The following is a 24,189-nucleotide window of genomic DNA, read 5'->3' as shown; positions in this document are numbered from 1 at the left end:
CGACACAACCACCGACCTGGTACTACTTCCTAGGCGTCCAAGCGGACGAACTGACCCTGCCGGTACTGCTCGAGGCACGTGCTACGTCTGACCTTGCCGCTTGTGGTAGTGGGGATCGAGCCCGCTGCCACCAGGACCAGGTCAGCGACACTGAGGCCATGTGCATTCGATATTGCCGAGGTGACTTCACGCTTGACGACGGCGAACCTGTCGGTCGAGTCCTGGGAGTCTGCCCGATCCCGGAGTTCGATGATGACAACCAACTGCTCTGTGCCGCCGTCCGGGACCGCCACAGCCGCGCAGCGACCGTGGGTAATCTCCTGAACCGTCGCCTCGATGTCGTCGGGCGAGTGGTTACGCCCATACACGATCAGCAGATCCTTGATGCGCCCGATAATGAACAGCTCGCCTTCGAAGAAGAAGCCCAAATCTCCGGTCCGCAGCCATGGCCCTTCCGGCGTACCGGGCGACGGGGCAATGATCCTGCCATTGAACGTGTAGTCGGTCTCCTGCGGCCTCCCCCAATAGCCTGCACCGACGTTGTCGCCGTGCACCCATATCTCGCCGGCGGTTCCGGCCGGACGTTCGATGTGGGTATCCGGATCGACGATCCGCACCGTCGGTGACTGCGGCATACCGTAACTGACCAGCGGCGTGCCGTTGGTGTTCATGCATCGCTTGGCATGGCCGGCGAGCAGCTTCTCCGATTCGAAGTGGACTATTTCCGGTGGTTGTCCCGCCGTTCGCGTGGCGATGTACACCATCGCCTCGGACATTCCATAAGAGGGCCGCAGCACGGTGTCGTGGAGGTTGAAGGGAGCGAACCGATTCGCGAAGCGTGCGAGAGTCGCCGGTTGTACCCGCTCGCTGCCGTTCAAGATGCTGACGACGTCCCCCAGATCAAGTCCGGCCATGTCGTCGTCGGACGTCTTTCGGGCTGCTAACTCGAACGCGAAATTGGGCGCCGCGCTGAACGAACGGCTGTTGGTCGCCAGCAACTGCATCCAGCGCGCCGGGCGCTGCAGGAACGACACCGGGCTGGTGATCACGGCGCGAAGTCCGGCGAACACCGGAAAGATGATGCCCACCACCAGGCCCATGTCGTGGTAGAAGGGCAACCATGACACCACGGTCGTGTCCGGCGGGGCGACATTTCCGTAGTCCCGGAAGTAGGCGGAGATAGTCTGCCGCATATTGGCGAAAACATTGGCGTACGAGAGCATGACACCGGCCGGTTGACGGGTGGAACCCGAGGTGTACTGCAGGTACGCGACCTCGGGAAGACTGTAGCTTCGCGCACCGCTTGCCGTGCGGGAGTCCAGGTCCAGCCTGTCGACTTCGACCAGCAGCGGAGCGCGTTCACCGGGTTGCGGCTTGATGTGCTCGGCGACGTTGCCCGCGACGGCCGAGGTGGTGAGAACAACAGCGGGAGACGCGTCGCGCAGCACCGAATCAGCGCGCTCGTCAGTGACACCGCCCTGCGGAGCAGAAAGCGGCACCGCAACGATTCCGGCCTGCAAGGCGCCGAAAAACGCGGTGATGTAGTCCAGTCCCTGCGGTGCCAAAATCACCGCACGGTCACCAGTCGTGGCATGGCGCCGAAGTTCGTGCGCGAGGTTGGTACTGCGCCGGTACAGCTGCGACCACGTCAGGCTTATCGCTACCCCGTCCCAGTCCTGCTCGTAGTCGACAAACGTGAACACGATGTCATTGGGCTGCAGACTCGCTCGCTCGCGCAGCACCTCCGGAAGAGAAGATCCGATCACCCGCACGATGGTACCTGCATCCGCACTGAATTGCCTGCGCGTGCCCTCGTGGCGCCCCGGAGAAAGCTGGTCCTCTCAGCACACCGAACAAGGAAATTCAGTCGTCTCTTACTCGCCGGGGCCCGCAGTACGGCCGCCACGGTTCGCCGCCGACAGCAACGAGGACCGCCGGGCGACACCTCACGACGTGTCGCTGATCCGCAGCTCATTCCGGAGTGGCCGGGCCCTGCCGATCACCATTGACCTGCCCGCAGAACGACTGGACACGACGCTCGGCCGACCATGAAGTTGCCTGGTCAACGGGAGAAAAGTCAGCCGGCCCGCAAAACCTGCTAGCCTGGCTAACGACGGCCACTGCTAAGCCGTTGGCGGTGCATGAGTTGGGAGGTACTCCGAGTGACGCTCTCGTTGACCCGGCTGGTGGTCGCAGTGACCGGCCTCGCATTGTACTCGACCGCCGGTGCAGGGATGGCGTCGGCGGACCCCGATCTGAGCCCGGCCATCAACACAACCTGCAGTTATTCACAGATCGTATCGGCGCTGAACGCGGAAGATCCGGCGGTTGCCACGCAGCTGAACGGATCGCCGGTGGCGCAGTCGTATCTGCGGTCCTTTCTCGCTTCCGGGCCGGATCAGCGCCTGCAGATGGCCCAAAGGTTGCAGAGCATCCCACAAGCTCAGCAGTACTTTGGACTGATTACGCAGGTGGCCAACACCTGTTCTCAGTACTGAGCCGACGGGTCTGCATCTCCCGGGCAACCTTGGCCGTACCGGCCGGGGTGTCGTCTTCGCGTCATCGACCAGCCACAAGACTCTTCAAGAATGTTGGCCGATCCATGTCGTGGTGAAACGCTGAAGTTCTGGGATTCCTTGAGCGAACTCGTGCGCGAGGAAACTCTCGATAACGCCGCCCACAAGCGGGACTTTGAACTCGACGGTTCCCCGGACTGTCAACCGAGACCCGGTTTGGGTCGGGGTGATCAATGCCACACCGGAACCGGATCCCGGCCCCCCGGACACCACGACGCTGATCTCGCCGCGCAGCTGCTGCCCGCCGATCGACCTCCACGTCTCGGTGTGCCGGACTGTGAGGTCGCGGCGATAAAATTTGGCGAGCATACCGGGCAACAGGTCACGGACGACATCCTGGACGACCACCATCCGCACCGTACGATCGGGGTCGACGATCAACGAGTCGAACGTGGAACTTTCGCCGGAGGCCGCAAGCCGGGCCAGCCAGTAGTCTTGGCCGCTGAGTGCCGCATGGAACTGTTCGACACTGGTCGATGATTCGACAGATACGTCGAACGAACGCGGCATTACCGATCCATCTCCCTATCCCGTGATTCACTTCGGTCCCGGAGGATAACCGCCATCAGCCCGCCGCCGCTCCCGGCTCGCGGAATGGAGCCCCGAATTCGTCTATTCGCTCGAATCCGTGTCTGCGGGCCTCGACGGCGCCTCGCCGCAACAGGGCGGCCACCGCGACGAATCCGGCATGATCCACCAGCACCAGCGGAGATAACAGCCGGTTGTGCACGAATGCAAACGCCAATCCGGTCGCGGGATCGGCCCAACCCAGTGATCCGCCCAGGCCGATGTGCCCGAATCCCGGCATCACACCGAATGGCGCACGGTGGTAGCCGAGATGAAACGACAATGGCGCCAGCATGTTTCGGTCCCACTGAAGGCTGCGCGGTCCGCTTAGACCGGCCACCAATTCCCGGGACAAGTAGGAAGTCCCGTCGATCTCGCCATCGTTGGCGATCGCCGCATACATCTTGGCCAACGCACGTGCCGTCACGACTCCGTTGACTGCCGGGAGCTCACCGTCGAGTATCGGCATGTCGCCTTGTAGCAGTGCTTTTATGCCCGGGGCATACAGGGCCCCGAATCCGGCCGACATCCTGAGCGCGGCCACCCTGGGTGCGACCGCGTCAAACAGGACGTTAGGGATGCCGCTCTGTGGCATGACGATCTGGGCGGGCTGCGTCGGCGCGTCGACCGGGGGCCGGCCCAGATGTAGACCGTCGGTGTTCAGCGGCTCGGCCAACTCCATGCGGAACAGTTCCCGCATCCCCCTGCCGGTGACTGCCCGGGCCAGCCCCGACATGAGCCAGCCGTAGGTCAGCGCGTGGTAGGCGGGTTTGCCGCGTGAATATCCCGGCGGCGCCGCGGCCAGCCGATCTTCCATCAACCGGTGGTCCAGCAAGTTTTCCGCGCCGGCCCCGCGCAACGCCGACAAGCCGGCCTGATGCCGCATCAACTGGCGGACCGTGATGTCGGACTTACCATTGACGCCGAACTCCGGCCAGTACTCGGCCACCGGTGTGTCGTAGTCGATCAGTCCCCGGTCGACGAGCCGGTGGATAACGGTGGAGGACATCCCTTTGGTAGCGGAGAACACCATCGGGGCGGTATCGGCTGTCCATGGCACCCGTCCGCGCCGGTCGGACCATCCGGTCCAGACGTCCACGACCGGTTCCCCGTCGAGATAGGCGGCCAGTGCCCCGCCTCCGAATCGGCGACCCGGGAACATGCCGGCGAAGCTGCGCACGGCACAGGCAAAGCGAGGGTCCGCCGCGCCGTGCACACCGTGCGGAAGCACCGATCGGCGATCACCTACGACTTCCAGCCGCATACCATCGAATTTACCGAGCTGTTCCGCAAACAATGCCGGAGTTATCCTTCCGTTAGCCTGCTGCAACCCTCAGTATTTGCTGGGCGGCCATGGTCGGAGTTATCTCGCCGGCCACGACCTGCCGTTCCAGCTCGGCGCGGATCCGGCGCACCGCAGGATTGGACAGCACCCGGTCCAGCGCCGTGTCACGGACCATCTGCCAGGTCCAGTCGACCTGTTGGGCCCGCCGGCGCGCCTCGAATTGTCCGGCCTCGGTCAGCACCCGCCGGTGCTTCTCGACCGTTTGCCATAACTGCTCAACCCCGGTCCCCTGCAGAGCGCTCATCGTCAGAACCGGCGGACGCCATAGCGTCTCGCGCGGATGGATCATCCGGATCACCGCGCCGAGTTCGCGCGCAGCTGCGCGCGCCTCGGCCAGGTGGTCGCCATCGGCCTTGTTCACCACGACTATGTCGGCCAGCTCCAACACACCTTTTTTGATGCCCTGCAACTGATCCCCGGTGCGCGCCAGCGTCAGGTAGACAAAGGTGTCGACCATGTTGGCGACTGCCACCTCGGATTGGCCGACGCCGACGGTCTCGACGAGGATCACGCCGAACCCGGCTGCTTCCAGCAGGACCATGGTTTCCCTGGTAGCTTTGGCGACTCCGCCCAGCGTGCCCGATGTCGGGGAGGGACGCACATAGGCGTCCGGATGCACCGCCAAGCGCGGCATGCGGGTTTTGTCGCCGAGGATCGATCCGCCAGACCGCGTCGACGACGGGTCGACGGCCAGTACCGCGACCCGGTGTCCCCGCTCGATCAGGTACATCCCGAGGGCCTCGATCGCGGTCGACTTCCCGACACCGGGAACCCCGGTCAGGCCGACGTGATAGGCCTTCCCGGCTTCCGGCATCAGCTCGAGCAGCAGCTGCTGCCCGTGCTCTTGACGGTCCGCGCGGGTGGACTCCACCACGGTGATGGCCCGTGCCAGCGCTGTGCGGTCGCCGTTGCGGACAGCGTCGGCCAATTTTTCGACGGTGTCGTCGTGATCGGGTGCCATTGCGCTAAAGCGTGTATCCCAACCGCTCGGCAAGCTTGTGCAACAAGCCGATTGCGGCCTCGGCGATGACGGTTCCGGGCGGGAAGATGGCGGCAGCGCCGGCGTCGTAGAGCGCAGCGAAGTCACCCGGCGGGATGACCCCGCCGACCACGATCATGATGTCGGGTCGGCCTACCTCGGCCAGAGCGTCGCGCAGCGCCGGCACCAACGTCAAGTGACCGGCGGCCAGCGACGATACCCCGATCACATGGACGTCGTTGTCGGCGGCCTGGCGGGCGACCTCTTCGGGCGTGGCGAACAGCGATCCGACGTCGACGTCGAATCCGATGTCGGCGAACGCCGTCGCGATCACCTTTTGGCCCCGATCGTGGCCGTCCTGGCCCATCTTGGCCACCAGGATGCGCGGCCGCCGACCGTCGGCCTCGGCGAACTTCTCGACGAGTTCCGCAGCCTTGGAAAAAGAGCGGATACTGCCACCTCCTCCTGCGCCTTGGACTTCATCACGGTAAACGCCGGCGATAGTTCGAATCTCGGCACGGTGGCGCCCGTAGACCTTTTCCAGCGCAGCGGAGATCTCCCCGACGGTGGCCCTGGCCCGAGCCGCGTTGATGGAAAGCGCCAGCAGATTGTTACCAAGCCCGTCTGCACCGGCTCGGCCCCGGGTTGCGGCAGCCCGAGTCAGCTCGGCCAGTGCGGCGTCGACCGCACGTTGATCCCGACCGGCCCGCAGCTCACGAAGTTTAGCCAGCTGCTCGGCGCGCACCCGGCTGTTGTCGACTTTGAGCACCTCGATCTCTTGGTCCTCCTCGACCCGGTACTTGTTGACCCCGATCACCGGCTGGCGTCCGGAGTCGATGCGGGCCTGGGTGCGTGCGGCGGCCTCTTCGATGCGCAGCTTGGGAATACCGTCGCTGATCGCTTGCGCCATACCGCCGTGCTCTTCCACTTCGCGGAGATGAGTGCGGGCACGTTGCGCCAGTTGATGGGTTAACCACTCCACGTAATAGGAGCCGCCCCAGGGGTCGATCGGGCGGGTGGTACCGGACTCCTGTTGCAGAAGCAGTTGGGTGTTGCGAGCAATGCGGGCCGAAAAGTCGGTGGGCAAAGCCAACGCCTCGTCGAGGGCGTTGGTGTGCAGTGACTGAGTGTGTCCCTGGGTGGCGGCCATCGCTTCGATGCAAGTCCGCGCGACGTTGTTGAAGGGGTCCTGCGCGGTCAGCGACCATCCCGAAGTCTGCGAATGGGTGCGCAGGGACAATGATCTGACGTCCTTGGGCCCGAACTGGGCGACCAACTCGCTCCACAGCAGCCGACCGGCGCGCAGTTTGGCTACTTCGGTGAAAAAGTTCATCCCGATGCCCCAGAAAAACGAGAGCCGAGGCGCGAACTGGTCGATGTCCAAGCCGGCGTCGAGGCCGGCCTGGATGTAGGCGACGCCGTCGGCAAGTGTGTAAGCCAGCTCCAAATCGGCGGTTGCGCCGGCTTCCTGGATGTGGTACCCGGATATCGAAATCGAGTTGAACTTGGGCATTTTCGCGCTGGTATAGGCGAAGATGTCGGAGATGATCCGCATCGACGGCTTCGGCGGATAGATGTAGGTGTTGCGCACCATAAACTCTTTGAGAATGTCATTCTGGATCGTTCCGGCAAGCTTTTGCGGCGGCACGCCCTGCTCCTCGGCGGCTACCACATACAGCGCCAGGATCGGCAGCACCGCGCCGTTCATGGTCATCGACACACTGACCGCTGACAAGTCGATGCCGTCAAAGAGTTCCCGCATGTCCAGAATGGAATCTATTGCAACACCAGCCATTCCGACATCACCTTGCACCCGTGGGTGGTCAGAGTCGTAGCCGCGGTGAGTGGCCAGGTCGAAGGCCACCGAAAGACCCTTCTGGCCGGCGGCCAAGTTACGCCTGTAGAAGGCGTTCGATTCGGCCGCGGTGGAGAAGCCGGCGTATTGGCGGATGGTCCACGGCTGGTTGACATACATTGTCGGGTACGGGCCGCGAATGTACGGCGGTTCACCCGGGAAGCTGTGTAGCGGGTAGCCATCGGCTTCCGCGGCGGCACGGTCGGCGGCGATGTAGAGCGGTTTGACCACGATGCCTTCGGGGGTGTCCCAGTCCAGCTGATCCGGGGTGTATCCGTGCGCAGCGGCGGCAGCGGCGATGTGCTGCCGGACGTCTGGTTCGGTCGGAGCCTCGAAGGAATGCTCGCCGCACAGTGGTACATCGGCGAAACTGCCGATGACATAAGGAGTTTGCTCAGCCGGCTTGCCGGCGACATCGTGAGCGGTCATCGTCGCTAGGCTCCCAATCGGGTCAACAGGTTCGACAGGAATTCGACCGCATTGATTTCGGCCGTCAGGTATGCGTCAGGCCGGTGCACGGTGTCGCCGATCGCCGTTTCCGGTCCGGTCAGGTAGACGCATTCTATTCCGGCACTACGCGCCGCCTTGACGACGCCCACGGCCTCGGTTGCGTAGCGCTCGTCGGTGCCACAGATCACCGCCGTCGTCGGCGAGCCGGCATCCGAAACCGCTCGGGGAACGCTTGTGGCGTCGAGGGGCCCCGGGTTGATGGTCTCGATGCCGCCGCAGGCCAACAGATTGGTTGCAAAGGTCGCCCGGATGTTGTGTTCGACCAGCGGGCCCAACGGCAGCAACAGCGCCCGGGGTCGCGATCCGGTGCGCTGCAGGTAAGTGTCCGAGCGGTCCCGCAACGCCTCGAATGCTGCGGCGTAGCGGCGTACCTGCGGTGGGGTGTCGGCCCGTGGAAGAGGCGCTTCGGCCAGGTTGGGGTATTCGTTGACGCCGGTGATGGGTGTCCGGCGATGCGCGATGTCGTCGGCGCGGCGTGCGGCGATCGCAGCGATCTGATCACGCAGGTAGTCGTGGGCATCGACGAATCCACCGGTCGCTCCCCGCTGCGCCGACCATTTTTCGATGGCCTGGAAATGCTGCCAGGCCCGCGCCGCCAGCTGCTCGGTGAGATCCTCGACGTACCATGACCCGCCCGCCGGATCCAGCACCCGTCCCACGTGCGACTCTTCCAGCAGCAACAACTGCGTGTTACGCGCGATGCGGCGGGAGAAACCGGCCGCGGTGCCGGGCAAGCCGCCGGGGATCGCCACGTCGAACGGCAGCACCCGGACGGTGTCGGCGCCGCCGACGCCGGCACCGAACGCCGCCAGCGTGGTGCGCAGCATGTTCACCCACGGATCACGCTGCGTCATCATCGGCAGCGAAGTCTGGGCGTGCAGAACGGCCGCGCCGCCACACGGTTCGCCGACGACCTCGCCAACCCGCGCCCACAGTCGACGCGCGGCTCGCATCTTGGCGATCGTCATGAACTGGTCGTCGTCGGCAGCCAGCTGGAAACTAATCTGCTGCAAGGCTTTTGCAATCGGTAATCCGGATCCGGCAAGTACCCGCACATAGTCGACCGCGGCGGCGATGCTGCCGGCCAGCTCCCAGGCCGCGTTGGCTCCCAGATTGTGGAACGTGATGCCGTCGACGCTGATCGCCCGCACACCCGGGGTCTGCGCTGCCCTGGTCGCCACTTCGACCACCTCGTCGAGCGACGGGTGCCGCCGACCGCACAGCGGCGCGGTCAACGGGTCGGCGCCCAGGTCCACCGACAGCGTCGTCGGCTTGTCCACCGCGGCCAGCAGGGAAAACAGTGCCTCGGCGGCCGCGGCGTAATCAGCGCCGGCGTCCAGTATCACCGGCACCAAGTCCACATAGACCCCGGCCAACAGCTGCTCGAGTTGCGCGGGTGCCACCCCAGACGGGCCGATACGCAGGACCAGAGCGCTCACACCGTCGGCAAGCGCGGTCAGCACCGCGGCGTTGTCGTCGGCGCCGTTATCGGGGAAGACCTCGGCGACCTTCCAGCCGGCACTGACGTCGCGCAGCGCGTCGGCGCCGCGGACAAAAGGCCACCGGCCGGGCAGCGGCCGCTCCGGCAGCTCATCCAACGCCGTATAGAGCGCCCGGATGGCGAACCCCTCGTAGGTCGGGGTATCGAGCAGACGCTCGGGCTCAGGCCCGAATCCGCTGGCGTCCTGGCCGCGCGCCTGTAAGGTTTTGGCCAGCACTCCGGCCACCGCCGCCCGCCAGCGGGCGCGGCCCTGCTCGAGGTCGGCAGGCCCGGCGGACACCTCGCAAGACACCGGCGGCTCCTGTTGTCATGGCGTTGTCTACGGCGGCTGGATCTGATTGCCCCGGCTCGCCCTCGGGCGTCCCGGCCCGCCTTCCCAGCCGGGCATGCCTAGCGATGACCAGGCTAATTGATCGCGGCTTGACGACGACCCGCGCCCCGGCACTGGATCACTGTTCGGGAAACGCCCGGCGCGTGAAACGCTGTGTTCATCGACGACCCGTAGGCTTGATCTCCGTGCCGGTTCCCACCCCCAGCTTAGTCGCTGACACGCTGCGCAGCCTGATCGTCGCTGCCGTCACGACGGCCGGTCAGGTATCTCGACGGCGCATCGTGGCGACCATCGTCGCGCTCTTCGGGCTGGTCGCGCTGGTGCTGATGGTCGAACTGCCCACGGCGGTCCAGCTGCGGGACTGGGCGACCTCGGCGGGACCGTGGCTGCCGCTGGCGTTTCTGGGAGCACACATGGTCGTGACCGTGCTGCCGTTTCCTCGCACGGCGTTCACGCTGGCCGCCGGACTGCTGTTCGGGGTAGCCCAGGGGGTGGTGCTGGCGGTGCTTGCCAGTACGGCCAGCGCGGTGATCGCGTTGGTTGCGGTGCGCTTGACCGGCTGGCGACTCGGCCATCTGGTTCGTCACCGGGCAGTCGAAAGGCTCGACGCCCGGCTGCGCACCCGGGGTTGGCCGGCGATCATGTCATTACGGTTGATCCCCGCCGTGCCGTTTTCGATACTCAACTACGCCGCCGGCGCGTCGGCGGTGCCGGTGCTGCCCTACACGCTGGCCACCCTGGTTGGTTTGGTTCCCGGCACGGCGGCGGTCGTGATCTTCGGCGACGCGCTCACCGGTCGCGTCAGCCCGGTGCTTTTTTTGGTGTCGCTGTGCACGAGCCTCGCCGGACTGGGGCTGCTCTCCGCCGAGATCCGTCACCATCGGCGGCATCGCCACGCACCGGTCGTGCGGCGCGAGGATGCCGAGCCGGTGCTTCTCCGCTGAGCACACGCGGACAACCAGGCAGGTCGCCGTCGACTCGACGGCTTGAGGGTGGCTCGAGAGTGGCCTCGATTAATCTGCCGGCTCCAGCGCGGCGGGCGAGACAAATTCTTTGACGGTGGATTGGTACTGAGGGCAAGAGGCTTGTGACGCGAGCAAGACCACCCGTTCGGCCGCCGACCGCGCAATCGCACTCCGGTCCATAACGTCCGCAATTGCCGCGTAGACGCCCTGTTGGCCGGGAATCTGGGCCAGCTGCGCGCATGTCGTCGAGGCGTACCGGTTCGCAAGTCGATCAAGCTCTTGTTCGGAGGGGTCGGCGGCGGCCGGCGGTAACCCCAACGTAACTGGGATGATTCCGGCACCTGCCAGCAGCAGCACCGCCGTTCGTCTCGTGAATGCCCACACTGCCCGCCCGCCCTTCCGTTGCCACCGGGTTCAGGATCGCACAGTCACCGTCACACGGCTGAGGATTTTTCCCCTCCACAGATCCACCAACGCCCCGCGACTGCCGACGGACAAGAAGTTTCGTTGCCGGGCCGGACCGCCGCCAACGAACACCGGCGTTTCGCCGTAATGTATCGCACCGTATCGGATCACCGGCGTGGACAAAGACTCCGGACGGCCGCCCGCGACGAGGCAGCTCTCGACGGGACGTTTCCTCAACCACGCGGCGCTCACTAACGACGGCGCGGATGTCGCTGCGTCGGCTACCCAGCAGATCACCCTGCACAACGCCGCAGCACACCACTTTGCCGTCGCAAAAATGTACTGGCGAGCATCTCATTATTATGAACGCAATTTGATGACATTTTTAAGGGCAGGTGAAAATTTGATTAACCGAGGGGTCATATTTCGACCGGAGCTTTCCCCGGCACTTTCCGGTGTATTACGGATGTCGACGCGCTACACTCCCGTTTGTGAACTTTCAGCTTTTTCTGCTGATCATCGTCGTAATTACAGCGTTGGCGTTTGACTTCACCAACGGGTTCCACGACACCGGCAATGCCATGGCCACCTCGATCGCCAGCGGTGCGCTCGCGCCGAAGGTCGCGGTGACGCTGTCGGCGGTGCTGAACCTGGTGGGCGCTTTCTTGTCCACAGCGGTCGCGGCGACGATCGCCAAAGGCCTCGTCGACGCGCATCTGGTGACACTGGAGCTCGTTTTTGCCGGCTTGGTCGGCAGTATCGTCTGGAACCTGCTGACCTGGCTGCTCGGCATTCCTTCGAGTTCCTCGCACGCGCTGATCGGCGGCATCATCGGCGCGACGATCGCCGCGGTCGGCGGCCACGGGGTGATCTGGCAGGGCGTGGTGTCCAAGGTGATCACGCCCGCCTTCGCGGCGGCTGTGGTAGCGATCGTGGTCGCGGCAACCGGCACCTGGCTGATCTATCGCGTCACCCGGGGCATCCCGGAGAAGCGCACGGAAAAAGGCTTCCGCCGCGGCCAGATCGGGTCCGCGGCGTTGGTGTCGCTGGCACACGGCACCAACGACGCCCAGAAGACAATGGGCGTGATCTTCCTGGCACTGATGTCCTACGGCTCCGTCAGCAGCAAAGCGCATATGCCACCGATGTGGGTCATCGTGAGCTGCGCGATGGCCATAGCGCTGGGCACATATCTGGGCGGCTGGCGGATCATCCGCACCATGGGCAAGGGCTTGGTGGAGATCAAGGCCCCGCAGGGGATGGCCGCCGAGACGTCGTCGGCCGCGGTCATTTTGCTGTCCGCCCATTTCGGGTATGCGTTGTCCACCACACAGGTTGCGACGGGATCGGTGCTCGGCAGCGGCGTGGGAAAACCCGGCGCCGAGGTGCGTTGGGGCGTCGCCGGACGGATGGTGGTCGCCTGGTTGGTCACACTTCCCTCTGCCGGCGTCGTCGGGGCGTTCACGTATTGGCTGGTCCACGGCATCGGCGGATACCCCGGTGCGATCATCGGATTCGCCGTGCTGTCGGCTGTGGCGCTGGCCATCTACTTGCAGTCGCGTAAGGTGCGCATCGATCACACGAACGTCAACGCCGATTGGGAAGGGAGCCTGACTGCCGGGCTCGAATCCTCACCCGGCGCTGGAAACGGGGCACCGAAGCCGGCTGCGGTCGGCTCAGAGACGACCGCGGAGAAGACCGTCGAGACGACCGTCGAGACGACCGCGGAGAAGACATCGTGAGCGCCTGGTTCAACTACTCCGCCATTGTGAAGATCCTGCTCTTCAGTCTGCTGGTAGGTGCTGGTTTGCCGGCGTTGTTCGCGGCGGGAGTGCGCTTGCAGGCTACCGGCGCCGGTGTCGCCGACGGTCATGTCGCCGCGGCGACGAAGCGCCCGGCGTTAGTCGCGCTCAGTTGGATCATCTACGGCCTGGTGCTGACGGCAGTCCTGCTCGGGGTGCTGTTCATCGCACGCGACTTCATCGCGGCGAAAACGGGCTGGTATCTGCTCGGGGCTACGCAGGTCCATGCCGTGCCCGAGATGACCGAGTAGGCGACACCAGCGAACACCGTGGCGGTCGTCAGGGCGGCGCGCGCCGTGCATCGCCGCCTCGTCGGCCCGTCAAGCTCCCGAGGCACCCGGAGCTTGGGACGCGATGTCTTCGGCTGCCTCGGCCAGTTGATCACCGGGCACTACCTCGCTGACGTCGATGCCGGCCAGTGGCCAGCCGGCTGCGGCCAGCGCGCCGGCCACCCGACGGATGTTCTCCGGCCCGGCATCGTGATGGGTCACGCCGGCAATGAACTCGGCGATCTCGTCACGGTCGATCGAATGGTCAACTGTTGCCGGGGATCCTGCCGCTGCGCTGATGCGGCGCACCACCTCCCGGATCTGCTCTTCGCTCAGCGGTGTGCTGCGCAGCAGAGCCAGCAACGGAACCCGGTCGGGTCCGGGGACACCGTTCGGATAGCCAACCTGCAACCAGCGCACCACTGATCGGAGAAAATGACGATGATCGGGTTGGGCAGGAGAAGAGTTCGTCATACCAACAGTGTCAGCCGGTGGCATAATTCGCGCCAGTGTGCTATCGCAGCATGTCGAATAATTCATCCGCCGTTCATTAAGCGAATTCGTGACGTTACGCCATTAGGGCGACATCCTTGGCGATCGGGTGAGCGCGACAGTTGCGTATAACTTCGCGGTGTGCTCCCCTTTTACTGTGCGATACAGATCGGTCGCTCCGCACGTTGGATTTCACCACCGATACCTTTGGCCACTCGAGGCAACGCTGCGCACATGCTCTCGGCGCCAAACTCAGTCGTGCCTATGCACATCGAGACAGCGCCGTGGGCAGCGACCGGTCATTTACCGGCACGGCTAGCTGATTGGAAGGTATGACCATGGTCCGCAGCGATCTTCCGCCCGTTCTCGCCAAAGTCGTGTCGTTTGTGCGTGGCGGATACCCCGAGGACGTGCCCAGTACTGACTATTTTCCGCTCCTGGCGGTGTTGCCTCGACGCTTGCCGCTGCGGGAAGTCGTCGCGAGCGGGGATCCGAAAGCCGTCGAGCGGTGGATCGATGCCGTCACCGATGTGTGGGATCGGGCCCGTGAACTCGCCGCGTTGTCCACAACCGAATTCGGCAAACTCGGTGAATTGCTCGACCCTGATAACGGCGCCGAGCTGATCGAGTCGGTTGACGACAATCTGGCAGCGCAGGTACTTGAGGCGATGGACCCATCGCGGGCGGCTCTCATGCTCGACGCGCTCGACTCCGATCAAGCCACCAGCATTCTGCGCGAAATGGACGGACCGAAACGCGAGGCGTTGCTGACGTTGCTGCCGCCGGACCGAGCGACGGTTCTTCGCGGGTTGCTGAGCTGGCCCGAGGACTCGGCCGCGGCACACATGGTGCCCGAGATGTTGACCGTGCGCCCGGACATGACGGTGTCGGAGGTGATCGCCGCAGCCCGCGCGAACGCTGCGGCGTCGCTGAGCGATTCACGAACCACCGCATACATCTTTGTTACCGACGCGGACTCTCATCTGCTCGGTTTGGTCCCGTTCCGTCGTCTCGTGCTGGCCGATCCACAACAGCAGGTTGCGGAGTTGATGGACGAGAACCTGATCGTGGTCTCAGCGCTGACCGATGCCGAGCTGGCCGCCCAGATACTCCTCGACCATAATTTACTGGCGGTTCCCGTCGTCGATCACGACAAAAAGCTCCTCGGCATCATCGCCGAGGACGAGGCCCACGATATTGCCCAGGACGAGGCGACCGAAGACGCCGAACGGCAGGGCGGCTCCGCTCCGCTGGAAGTGCCCTACCTGAGAGCATCCCCGTGGCTGCTGTGGCGCAAGCGCGTCGTCTGGCTTCTCGTCCTGTTCGCCGCCGAAGCCTACACCGGAACCGTGCTGCGGGCGTTCGAGACCGAGCTCGAGGCGGTGGTCGCCTTGGCGTTCTTCATTCCGCTGCTGATCGGCACCGGCGGCAATACCGGCACCCAGATCACCACCACCCTCATCCGCGCCATGGCCACCGGCCAGATCCGGTTTCGCGACGTCCCCCTCGTGTTGGCCAAGGAGATGTCGACCGGTTCGCTCCTGGCCCTGACCATGGCGGGGGCAGCGATAATCCGCGCCTGGACGTTGAGCGTGGGTCCTGAAGTGACTGCGACCGTTGCGGTGACGGTGGCGGCAATAGTGCTGTGGTCGTCGCTGATCGCGGCGCTGCTTCCGCCCCTGCTGAAAATGTTGCGGGTCGACCCGGCCGTCGTTTCAGGCCCGATGATCGCCACGATCGTCGACGGCACCGGGCTGATCATCTATTTCATGATCGCTCGCTTGATGCTGTCGGAACTGCATGGCATCTGAGCGCCTCGTCTGCACCCAAAGGTGTCCGACCTCGGGCACGAGTCGCTAATACCCTGGTCGCTCGACCGCCATTGACAGGCGCCGAACACCCGGGTCTGCGTCCAGGGCATCCAGGCTGCACTCACCGCGCTGCGGAGTGCGATGTCGTCGTGCGATGTCGTCGCCCTCACCACACGATGAAGACCGACCGGTTCAGGCAGCAGCCCGTCTTCGATAGCCCACCCCGGGTGGGGTGGGCTATACTACCGTGGTGTCCGTTGGGAGGTAGCGATGAGCAACGAATTGACGGCCAAGAAGCGGGCGGCGCTGAATCGGCTCAAGACGGTTCGGGGTCATCTCGACGGGATCATCCGAATGGTGGAGTCCGACGCCTACTGCGTGGAGGTGATGAAGCAGATCTCCGCAGTGCAGTCTTCGCTGGAGCGAGCGAACCGGGTGATGTTGCACAACCATCTGGAGACGTGCTTTTCGGCGGCGGTGCTGGACGGCCGTGGACCGGCGGCAATAGCCGAGCTGATTGATGCGGTCAAGTTCACGCCCGCGTTGACCGGACCGGATTTGCACCTCAACGGGGCCGCAGTGGGGGAACCGACCGCTGACGAGATGCCGGCGGAGGACCGCGCGTGATGCGCCAACGACGAGCCAACAACGAGCCAACGACTATAGAAAGCCAACGACTATGGAAGGGAGAATTCGTGATGACACGGTGTGGTAGCCCCAGGCCCGCTGCGCTAGGCCCGCGTCACGGGCAGCTACCGCGACAAGCGCTATCGTCGGGGACCGGACTGTGGGGCACGGCGGTGTCCTCGGTGGTCAACGGGGTGGTGGGTGTTGCGGCCTTTGAGGTTTTGGCGAAGGCTCCGTGGCGGAAGATTGCGGTGAGCGCTACTGCTTTGGGCCTGCGGGCTGTGCGCGCAATGGAGAGCATGTCCAAAGAAACCGCCGAGAAAGTCCGATTGGCGACGGCCGACGTGCTGGCCGAGGCGGCAGCCAGTATGGGTGAACAAGTTCCACCGCCGCCGGCGGCGGATGTGGCCCCGGACGAAAGTCACTGAGGCCGCTGATGCTTGCCACTAAAACTCGCCCCGACACCGGCCTGGCGCTGAAAGTGCTCTCCGACGCGGCGGGGCGGATGAGAGTAGCGGTCAACGGGTTTCATGTCGACACCGTCCGGGCTGTGGCGATCGAGGAAACGGTTTTCCGAGTGACCGGCGTACAGTCCGTGCAAGCCTATCCGCGGACCGGATCGGTGGTTGTCTGGTATTCGCCCGAGCGCTGCGACACCGCTGCCGTGCTGTCGGCGATCGCCGACGCCGAGCACATCCCGGCCGAATTGGTGCCTGAGCGTGCCCCGCACTCGGCCACTGTTCCCCGGGTCGGCATGGTGCGCAGGATTGCCGGCCTACGCGGGCGCGCACAAGACCGGACGCCGGATGCCGAGAGTTGCGGCAGCTGCGGCTCCGCGCCGGTCAGCGCCAACGGCGTGTCGCCGGACGAGCAGAGCCGGCGCGAGCGTCGGAGGTGGTTGCGGCGGGTGTGGGTGGCCTTTCCGTTGGGACTGGTGTCGATGGCGACGATGTTCCTCGCTCCCCCGTGGGCCGGGTGGTTGGCCTTCGCCGCGACGGCGCCGGTGCAATTCGTCGCCGGCTGGCCATTCCTGAAAGGGGCGGTACAGCAGGCGCGGGCGGGGTCCGCTGGCATGGACACGCTGATCACGCTGGGCACGCTGACCGCGTTTAGCTACTCGACTTATCAATTGTTCGCCGGTGGGCCGCTGTTCTTCGACACCTCGGCGCTGATCATCGCGTTCGTGGTATTGGGCCGCTATTTGGAGGCCAGCGCCCAGGGCAAGGCCCGCGAGGCGATCGGCAAGCTGCTGGAGATGGGCGCCAAGGAAGCCTGCCTGCTCGTCGACGGTCAAGAACTTCTCGTGCCGATCGCTCAAGTCCACGTCGGGGACCTGATGCGGGTACGGCCGGGAGAGAAGATCCCGGTCGACGGGGAGGTCGTCGACGGGCGCGCTGCCGTCGACGAGTCGATGCTGACCGGCGAGTCCGTCCCGGTGGAGAAAACGGTCGGCGACCGTGTTGCCGGAGCCACCGTCAACACCGATGGGTTGCTGACCGTGCGCGCCACCGCCGTCGGGGCCGACACCGCGCTGGCGCACATCGTGCGCCTGGTCGAGCAGGCCCAGGGCGGCAAGGCACCGGTGCAGCGGTTGGCCGACCGGGTCTCGGCAGTGTTTGTGCCGGCCGTCATCGGTGTTGCCGCCCTGACATTTGCCGGGTGGACGCTGATCGCCGCAAATCCGGTCGCGGGGATGACCGCGGCGGTGGCGGCGCTGATCACCGCGTGCCCGTGTGCGCTGGGCCTGGCTACCCCCACGGCGATCATGGTCGGCACTGGCCGGGGTGCGGACCTGGGGATCCTGGTCAAGGGCGGTGAAGTGCTCGAAGCATCCAGGAAGATCGACACGGTGGTGTTCGACAAGACCGGCACCCTCACCCGTGCCCGGATGCAGCTCACCGACGTGGTGGTCGGCACGCAGGAGCAGCCCGAGCAGGTGCTGCGGATCGCCGCGGCGGTCGAGTCGGGCTCCGAACACCCGATCGGCGCGGCGATCGTCGCCGGTGCACGCGAGCGGGGATTGGAGATTGCGGCCGCCACCGGGTTCGCCAATATCGCCGGGCAAGGGGTGCGCGGCGAGGTCGACGGCAGCCACGTGCTGGTCGGGCGGCGCACGCTTGTCCAGGAGCACGACCTGCAGCTGCCCGACGACCTCGCCGCAGCGGCCGGCGAGCTCGAGGAGCGGGGCCGCACGGCGGTGTTCGTCGGCCTCGACGGGCACGTTGCGGGGGTGCTCGCGGTGGCTGACACGGTCAAAGACGACGCCGCCGACGTGGTTCGCCAGCTGCACGCGATGGGACTGCAGGTCGCCATGATCACCGGCGACAACAGCCGCACCGCAGCCGCGATCGCCCAGCAGGTCGGCATCGACACGGTGCTGGCCGAGGTGCTGCCACAAGACAAAGTCACCGAAGTGCGCCGGCTCCAAGACCAGGGTCGGGTGGTCGCGATGGTCGGCGACGGCGTCAACGACGCCCCTGCCCTGGTGCAAGCCGATTTGGGCATCGCGATCGGCACCGGCACCGACGTGGCCATCGAAGCCTCCGACATCACCTTGATGTCCGATCGGCTCGACGGCGTCGTGCGCGCGATCGGGCTTTCTCGGCAAACCCTGCGCACGATCCACCAGAATCTCGGCTGGGCCTTCGGCTACAACACCGCTGCCATCCCGTTGGCCGCGCTGGGCTTACTGAACCCGGTCGTGGCGGGTGCGGCGATGGGACTGTCCTCGGTCAGCGTGGTGACCAACTCGCTGCGGCTACGCCGATTCGCCTGATCCCCGCGCTCGCATCGGGTCAGCGCCGACCCCGGGCGACATGACCCTGACTCAAGCTGAAAGGCACAGTACTGCAAATGATCTCGGAGCTGTTGCTGCGCTGGGTGGTCACCGGACTGTTCATGCTGTCCGCCGCCGAGTGTGGTCACGCGATCCTCAGCAACCGTGGGCCCTGGACACTGGTCGTCAGCCACGGGCTGCATTTCGTCATGTCGGTGGCAATGGTGGTCATGGTCTGGCCGCAGGGCGCGCAGTTGCCGGCGACGGGACCGATGCTGTTTTTCCTGTTGGCGACGGCCGTGTTCGCGACGATGGCCGTCGGGGTGGCCCGCACGGCCGCATCGCGCTTACAGGATGGATACAACGCCCTGATGATGCTGGCAACGGCCTGGATGTATGCCCTGATGGACGGTGATCTGCTCACCGGCGGATCGGGCCCCCGGGACCTCGCACAGCCGAGTGTACCGATGCCGGGCATGGCTATGGCTGGCATGGACATGCCGTCAAGTAGCGGATCCCCCGGATGGTTCAGCGCCGTAGACTGGTTCGGGACCGTCTTCTTCGCGATCGCAGCCGTTTTCTGGATCTACCGGTCCTTCACGCAGCGGCCGCGCGGAGCCGCCTGGTACAAGTCGCTGGGCTACCTGAGTCAGCCGGCGATGGCTGCCGGCATGGCAATTCTGTTCCTCAGCACGCTGTTTCCGATCTGAGCCGGTTTCAGTCGATGGCCAGGTCAGGCCGCCGGGTCGATGAGGACGCCCGGATTGAGTATCCCGGCGGGGTCGAGAACGCGTTTGGCTGCTCGCAGAACGCCGGCGAATGGTTCCGGCCGCTGACGGTCATACCAGGGCCGGTGATCGCGGCCGATCGCGTGATGGTGGGTGATGGTGGCGCCGTGGTCCGTCACGGCCTGTGACACCGCCGCTTTGATGTCATCCCACTGCCCCAGCGTCTTGCCCCAGTGACCGGCCGCATATACCCCGAAATAGGGTGCCGGACCATCCGGATAGACGTGGGTAAATCGGCAGGTCAGCACGCCGGCAACCCCGACGGCAGCCATCGCCTCGACGGCAGCCTCGGTGACCGCGGCATGCAAGGTTTCGAAAGTATCCCAGGTGCAAGATGTTTCGAACGTCTCGGTGATCATCGAATGCTGCGCCAGCGCATCGCGGCGGTAGGGCATGCGCAGGAACGACGAACGCCACGCATCGGCTGCACCGCTGACCGGGTTGACGTCGGTGGAATCGCTTGATTGCACGCCCTCGGGCAGTGTGCCGCCGTAATCGGAAACGATCTCGACCGCCCGCGCCAACCATCCGTCGACCGGGTGGTCGGCGGACTCGAAGGCCAGCACCAATACCCCGCCCGCCGTCGTCGTTTCGGCGTTGAGCATCGCTTCCATCGGGTCGAGCAGTCGGCAGTTACTGGGAAATAGGCCCGCCTGCGCCACCATCCGCGTCGCGTCCACGGCCTCGGCGTAGTCGTCGAAAATCACCGATGCGCCGGCCCGCCACCGCGGCCGCTCCTGAAGCCGCATCCACGCCTCGGTGATCACCCCGAGCGTTCCCTCCGAGCCCAAGAACATGCGGTCCGGCGACGGACCGGCCCCCGACCCCGGTAAGCGCCGGGACTCGCTGATACCGCGGGGCGTCACCACGCGCAACGATTCGGTGAGATCGTCGATGTGGGTGTAGAGGGTGGCGAAATGGCCGCCCGAACGGGTGGCCAGCCATCCCCCGAGGGTGGAGAACTCGAACGATTGCGGGAAGTGCCGCAATGTGTAACCGTCACCACGCAATTGATCCTCGAGTGCGGGGCCGAGCACGCCGGCCTGAATCCGGGCGGCGCGGCTGACCCGGTCGATGTCGAGCACGCGGTTCATGGCGGTGAGGTCCAGCGCGACGACACCGGCATACTCGCCGTCGAAACGAGGTTCGACGCCGCCCACAACCGAACTGCCGCCGCCGAACGGGATCACCGCGATCCGCTCGCCGGAGCACCAGTCCAGCACGTCGACGACTTCGTGTTCTGCGGTCGGCCGCAGCACGGCGTCCACGACGTGGTCCACCCTGCCCATCAGGCACCGCACCACGTCGCGATAGGCCTGTCCATGACTGTGGCGCACCCGGTCTGCCAGGTCGATCGAGGCCAAGTAAGCCAGCGCCGCCGGTGGACTGACCCGCGGCGGCCGTACGTCGAGAGTTTGCAGCGACGGTGGTTGGTGCAGAGCGAGATCGGCGTTTGGCAGCAACGTCTGGACCCGTTTGATCAGCGCCTTGCGCTCGTCGGGAGTGACAGCGTCCTCAACGTTTCCCCAACCCCACCATGAGCGGGTCATCGACGCCGTGGCCTTTCGCTGCCAAGCAGAACAACCAACTCGTCTACGGTGGCGACAACAATATCAGCGGCCGACGTCGCATCGTGGATCGGGCCGACGGCCCGACCCACGATGACATTCGCAATGCTGTAGTCGTTTTCTTCGACTGCTCGGTGGTACTGCTTGACGATCTCCGTGCCGGCAGGCAGATCGCGTTCGGCGCCATTCCAGCCGTCAGTGCCGGCATTGCACAACAAGGTCATCGGGTTTCGCCCCGGCCAACGGTCGTCGCGAAGGACCGCCACCGATCAAATCCCGGCCACCCGGCTGCGGCCAACCGGCCGCCTGCGACTGCGTCCATCGGGGCCGACACAATCGGACAGTCGATGCCCGGCAACTCGGTGGCCGCCGTAGAGATCGGCACTGACTGCCCTCCTCACCGGTGCGGGCACACCGGCCCAGTTCCCGCACCGAGTGTACGAGCGGCTTCCCGGTACCAGGATCCAAGGCCGTAATGCATCACGTCACGATGCCCGCGAGATCGGGGGTCAGCTGGCGGTCTTGTTTTTGACCCGGATGCCGGCTCTGGCGTCGGGTAGGGCGGTAGGGGTGGTGGCGAGGTAGAGCTGTTGGGTCTTGTCCTTGGCGAGTGTGAGCAGGCTGGTCTGCAGGTCGGCGATCCGGCGGGCGATCGCGGTCGGTTGAGGCTGTCGAGGTAGGCGCACAGCTCTGTTTCCTGGGCCGGCGAGGGGACCCCGGCTTCAACCAGGCGGTCCGGCGGGGTCGTGGGCGTGTCGTAGAGCCGGCGGCGCTGCCCGTCGCGACCCTTGCCGTAGCCGATGGGTTTGATGGTGGGAGTCAGGTAGTTGCGCCGGTCGTTGACCCGGCGCCATAGTCGGTTGAGCACGGTGCGTCGGCGATGACGGCCTTGTTCAAAAACTCGCTGCCGTTGTCGAAGTCCAAACCTATTACCTCGTAAGGTATTTCATGTATCCCTGCCTTCAGTGCGCCCAGGATGCGGGTATGGGCGTTGTTGGGCACACTGCGGGTGAACACCCAGCCGATACGCATGTCGGTGAAGTTGACCGTGCGGGCGAACTCGCCTTTTCAGCGTTGGCCCGCAGTGCGCGACGGTGTCACCTTCGAAGAATCCCGGCGCGGCCTCGACCTCGTCGGTGGCCTTGCGGATCGTGATCGACGACCGCAGCAGCCGAGAGGGCTTGGTGGTCGATTCGCCCTTGATCTGCTCACCTGCCTTGGCGGTACGCAGGTAGCGGTCGATCGTGGCGCCGCTCATCGCCACCAGCTCAGCACGCACACCGGGGCTGTAGCGGTCCTGGCCGTCGACGAGTTCACCGTGGCGTGCGGGCCGCGGACCTCAAGCGGCGCCGCGCATTGTCTCGCGACCAGCCGGTGACCTGACCGGATCCAGAATCTGGCCCCTGCCCTTCTTGGAGGCCTTCAGGTACGCCCTGGCGAACCTCGCGGTGATCTCGGCACCAGACGACATTGACAGCCCACTTCCCATGCCTGTCGAGGGTCACCGTTTCGCGGGCATTCTTACGTGATGCACCGAGGGTGTTTCGCGGGCACTTTTCGTGATGCTTGTCGAAGGCTTGCATATCGAACATATGTTCGATACCATGGTCGTTATGTCCGTTCGCGATCAGCTCCTGCCGGCTGACGTCGCGCGCGCCCGTATCCGCGCCGATTTGGACCTTATCGACAGCGCGCATGCCAGGCTTCGCGCGACCTGCACTGATCTGGTGGGCAACGCTTTTCGCATCGAGGTGGCCGATCGGCTGGAAGCCCAGCTGCGCACCAACCGCGGTCTGTCGTACCGGATGTTCGGCGAGATCGCCGATCCGGTCGACGGACCCGACGACCCCGCACTGCCTGCCGAGGTCAAAGTGCGTGATCTGCTGTGGGCCCGGCTGCGGATCACTCGCGGTGAAATCCGGCGTCGGTTTCGTATCGCGGCCCGGATTCGGCCGCGCCGCACCCTCACCGGGCCGGCGTTACCGCCGGAACTGCCCGAACTCGGGGCGGCCGTCGAGGCCGGTGACGTCGACGAGGAGCACATCGCCGCGGTGATCAAGGCCCTCGATCAGCTTCCCGCCGCTGTCAGCGCCACCGACCGCGACGATGCCGAGCGCAGACTGGTCGGCTACGCCGGCAAGCAGGACGCGAAATTCGTGACCGCCATCGGCTACAAGATCGCCGACTGCCTCAATCCCGACGGCAATTTCTCCGACGAAGACCGCGCCAGGCGGCGCAGCCTGGTGCTGGGTCGGCAACGCGCCGACGGCATGAGCCCAATCAGCGGATTTCTGGATCCCGAAGCCCGTGCATATCTTGAAGCCGTGACCGCGGCCGTGCGTCCGGGGCACCGCCTACCCGAGACGCCCGCGGGCCGCGCGGTCGACGAGCGCGACACCAGATCGTCGGCACAGCGCTGCCATGATGCGCTCAAACTTGCGCTTCGTCATGGGATCAGCTCGGGACAGCTCGGCACTCACCGCGGCGTACCCGTCACCGTGATCGTCACGACGACTTTAGGCGAGCTCGATCAAGCCGCCCGTGCCATGTGCGATCCCGGTGTCGGGATGCCTGCACCCGCGCACACCGGCGGCGGCAGCCGTTTGCCCATGCGCGATCTGATCCGGATGGCCGCCGACTCGATTCACTACCTGGCGGTGTTCGAAGACCATTCTGCTCGGCCGCTATATCTTGGCCGCAGCAAACGCATCGCCACCATCGACCAACGCATCGTCTGCTATGCCCGCGATCGGGGCTGCACCCGGCCCGACTGCCTGGAATCCGGCTATCGCTCTGAAGTGCATCACGCAGTCGATTGGGCCCGCGGTGGCACGACCGACGCCGACAAGCTGTTCTTCGGCTGCGCGCCCGACCATGCCGCGGCAACCCGGGGCGAATACACCACCACCGTCACCAAGGACGGTCGTCTGGCCTGGTCCGACGGCACCGGGTCGCCCCGTGTCAATCACATTCACCACCCCGAAGAACTGCTCGGCGACGAGGAGGACCCGTAGCTGTGATG

23 protein-coding genes are annotated in these 24,189 nt (G+C 65.4%); 11 read left to right on the top strand and 12 right to left on the bottom strand.

Translation table 11 applies throughout. The features are described from left to right. Window positions 1-29: 29 nt before the first annotated feature. Window positions 30-1,766, bottom strand: a complete 1,737-nt coding sequence (locus F6Q13_RS04115) for an AMP-binding protein (protein WP_293052627.1) — start codon at window positions 1,764-1,766, stop codon at window positions 30-32. Between the two features lie 396 nt (window positions 1,767-2,162). Between F6Q13_RS04115 and F6Q13_RS04110 the strand changes: the two genes are divergently transcribed. Next, the gene (locus F6Q13_RS04110) at window positions 2,163-2,498 is read left to right on the top strand and encodes a hemophore-related protein (RefSeq protein WP_293052624.1); all 336 of its coding nucleotides are present in this window, start codon (window positions 2,163-2,165) and stop codon (window positions 2,496-2,498) included. A gap of 84 nt (window positions 2,499-2,582) precedes the next feature. Here the strand turns inward: F6Q13_RS04110 and F6Q13_RS04105 are convergent, their stop codons facing one another. From F6Q13_RS04105 to mutA, 5 genes are read right to left on the bottom strand one after another with little or no spacing between them, the layout of a single operon-like run. Beyond that, window positions 2,583-3,086 carry a DUF2505 domain-containing protein gene (locus F6Q13_RS04105; protein WP_293052621.1) on the bottom strand — a complete coding sequence of 168 codons (504 nt, stop codon included), beginning with the start codon at window positions 3,084-3,086 and terminating at the stop codon, window positions 2,583-2,585. A 55-nt stretch (window positions 3,087-3,141) separates the two neighbouring features. Next, window positions 3,142-4,407 (bottom strand): serine hydrolase domain-containing protein, encoded by a 1,266-nt coding sequence (locus tag F6Q13_RS04100; RefSeq protein WP_293052618.1) that lies wholly within the window; start codon window positions 4,405-4,407, stop codon window positions 3,142-3,144. A 52-nt stretch (window positions 4,408-4,459) separates the two neighbouring features. Beyond that, the gene (meaB, locus tag F6Q13_RS04095; RefSeq protein ID WP_293052615.1) at window positions 4,460-5,449 is read right to left on the bottom strand and encodes a methylmalonyl Co-A mutase-associated GTPase MeaB; all 990 of its coding nucleotides are present in this window, start codon (window positions 5,447-5,449) and stop codon (window positions 4,460-4,462) included. Window positions 5,450-5,453: 4 nt separating this feature from the next. After that, on the bottom strand, window positions 5,454-7,751 hold the full coding sequence (scpA, locus tag F6Q13_RS04090; protein ID WP_293052612.1) for a methylmalonyl-CoA mutase: 2,298 nt from the start codon (window positions 7,749-7,751) through the stop codon (window positions 5,454-5,456). Window positions 7,752-7,756: 5 nt separating this feature from the next. Further along, window positions 7,757-9,625, bottom strand: a complete 1,869-nt coding sequence (gene mutA / locus F6Q13_RS04085; protein WP_293052609.1) for a methylmalonyl-CoA mutase small subunit — start codon at window positions 9,623-9,625, stop codon at window positions 7,757-7,759. Window positions 9,626-9,849: 224 nt separating this feature from the next. On the opposite strand from mutA, the gene F6Q13_RS04080 reads away from it, so the two are divergent. Then, window positions 9,850-10,608: a TVP38/TMEM64 family protein gene (locus F6Q13_RS04080; protein ID WP_293052606.1), complete on the top strand. Its 759-nt coding sequence runs from the start codon at window positions 9,850-9,852 to the stop codon at window positions 10,606-10,608. A 69-nt stretch (window positions 10,609-10,677) separates the two neighbouring features. Here the strand turns inward: F6Q13_RS04080 and F6Q13_RS04075 are convergent, their stop codons facing one another. Next, entirely contained in the window at window positions 10,678-10,986 is a 309-nt protein-coding gene (locus tag F6Q13_RS04075; protein WP_293052603.1) for a hypothetical protein, read from the bottom strand. A gap of 223 nt (window positions 10,987-11,209) precedes the next feature. On the opposite strand from F6Q13_RS04075, the gene F6Q13_RS04070 reads away from it, so the two are divergent. Genes F6Q13_RS04070 through F6Q13_RS04060 form a run of 3 tightly spaced genes read left to right on the top strand, consistent with a single transcriptional unit; the run spans window position 11,210 to window position 13,087 of the window. Further along, window positions 11,210-11,581 (top strand): hypothetical protein, encoded by a 372-nt coding sequence (locus tag F6Q13_RS04070; protein WP_293052600.1) that lies wholly within the window; start codon window positions 11,210-11,212, stop codon window positions 11,579-11,581. Further along, window positions 11,526-12,776 carry an inorganic phosphate transporter gene (locus tag F6Q13_RS04065; RefSeq protein ID WP_293052597.1) on the top strand — a complete coding sequence of 417 codons (1,251 nt, stop codon included), beginning with the start codon at window positions 11,526-11,528 and terminating at the stop codon, window positions 12,774-12,776. Before F6Q13_RS04070 ends, F6Q13_RS04065 begins: the two co-directional genes overlap by 56 nt. After that, window positions 12,773-13,087 (top strand): hypothetical protein, encoded by a 315-nt coding sequence (locus F6Q13_RS04060; RefSeq protein WP_293052594.1) that lies wholly within the window; start codon window positions 12,773-12,775, stop codon window positions 13,085-13,087. The genes F6Q13_RS04065 and F6Q13_RS04060 overlap by 4 nt, the downstream gene beginning before the upstream one ends. Before the next feature lie 69 nt (window positions 13,088-13,156). Here F6Q13_RS04060 and F6Q13_RS04055 read toward each other — a convergent pair whose 3' ends face one another. Beyond that, complete coding sequence (locus F6Q13_RS04055; protein ID WP_293052591.1) at window positions 13,157-13,579, bottom strand: DUF3349 domain-containing protein; 423 nt, start codon at window positions 13,577-13,579, stop codon at window positions 13,157-13,159. Between the two features lie 356 nt (window positions 13,580-13,935). Here F6Q13_RS04055 and mgtE point away from each other — a divergent pair, with 356 nt between their 5' ends. The 5 genes from mgtE (at window position 13,936) to F6Q13_RS04030 (ending at window position 19,521) form a co-directional block, all read left to right on the top strand. Beyond that, window positions 13,936-15,408 carry a magnesium transporter gene (gene mgtE / locus F6Q13_RS04050; protein WP_293052588.1) on the top strand — a complete coding sequence of 491 codons (1,473 nt, stop codon included), beginning with the start codon at window positions 13,936-13,938 and terminating at the stop codon, window positions 15,406-15,408. A gap of 270 nt (window positions 15,409-15,678) precedes the next feature. Then, window positions 15,679-16,035 (top strand): copper-sensing transcriptional repressor CsoR, encoded by a 357-nt coding sequence (csoR, locus tag F6Q13_RS04045; RefSeq protein WP_293052585.1) that lies wholly within the window; start codon window positions 15,679-15,681, stop codon window positions 16,033-16,035. Next, window positions 16,035-16,463, top strand: a complete 429-nt coding sequence (locus tag F6Q13_RS20260; RefSeq protein WP_367141025.1) for a DUF1490 family protein — start codon at window positions 16,035-16,037, stop codon at window positions 16,461-16,463. The genes csoR and F6Q13_RS20260 overlap by 1 nt, the downstream gene beginning before the upstream one ends. A 77-nt stretch (window positions 16,464-16,540) precedes the next feature. Beyond that, the gene (locus F6Q13_RS04035; RefSeq protein WP_293052684.1) at window positions 16,541-18,811 is read left to right on the top strand and encodes a copper-translocating P-type ATPase; all 2,271 of its coding nucleotides are present in this window, start codon (window positions 16,541-16,543) and stop codon (window positions 18,809-18,811) included. A gap of 77 nt (window positions 18,812-18,888) precedes the next feature. Continuing rightward, on the top strand, window positions 18,889-19,521 hold the full coding sequence (locus F6Q13_RS04030) for a DUF5134 domain-containing protein (protein WP_293052582.1): 633 nt from the start codon (window positions 18,889-18,891) through the stop codon (window positions 19,519-19,521). A 23-nt stretch (window positions 19,522-19,544) separates the two neighbouring features. Here F6Q13_RS04030 and F6Q13_RS04025 read toward each other — a convergent pair whose 3' ends face one another. The 4 genes from F6Q13_RS04025 to F6Q13_RS04010 form a co-directional block, all read right to left on the bottom strand. Continuing rightward, window positions 19,545-21,149, bottom strand: a complete 1,605-nt coding sequence (locus F6Q13_RS04025; protein WP_293052579.1) for an FAD-binding oxidoreductase — start codon at window positions 21,147-21,149, stop codon at window positions 19,545-19,547. Next, window positions 21,146-21,433, bottom strand: a complete 288-nt coding sequence (locus F6Q13_RS04020; RefSeq protein WP_293052577.1) for a hypothetical protein — start codon at window positions 21,431-21,433, stop codon at window positions 21,146-21,148. Before F6Q13_RS04020 ends, F6Q13_RS04025 begins: the two co-directional genes overlap by 4 nt. A gap of 243 nt (window positions 21,434-21,676) precedes the next feature. After that, the gene (locus F6Q13_RS04015) at window positions 21,677-21,853 is read right to left on the bottom strand and encodes a hypothetical protein (protein WP_293052574.1); all 177 of its coding nucleotides are present in this window, start codon (window positions 21,851-21,853) and stop codon (window positions 21,677-21,679) included. 260 nt (window positions 21,854-22,113) lie between these two features. Continuing rightward, a complete protein-coding gene (locus F6Q13_RS04010) occupies window positions 22,114-22,446 on the bottom strand; it encodes a hypothetical protein (protein WP_293052571.1) in 333 nt (110 codons plus the stop codon). Window positions 22,447-22,780: 334 nt separating this feature from the next. Between F6Q13_RS04010 and F6Q13_RS04005 the strand changes: the two genes are divergently transcribed. Continuing rightward, a complete protein-coding gene (locus F6Q13_RS04005; RefSeq protein WP_293052568.1) occupies window positions 22,781-24,181 on the top strand; it encodes a DUF222 domain-containing protein in 1,401 nt (466 codons plus the stop codon). Window positions 24,182-24,189 lie beyond the last annotated feature (8 nt).

Source organism: Mycobacterium sp. (genome assembly GCF_008709575.1).
GTDB lineage: Bacteria > Actinomycetota > Actinomycetes > Mycobacteriales > Mycobacteriaceae > Mycobacterium.
This window is presented reverse-complemented; position numbering and strand designations above follow the sequence as displayed.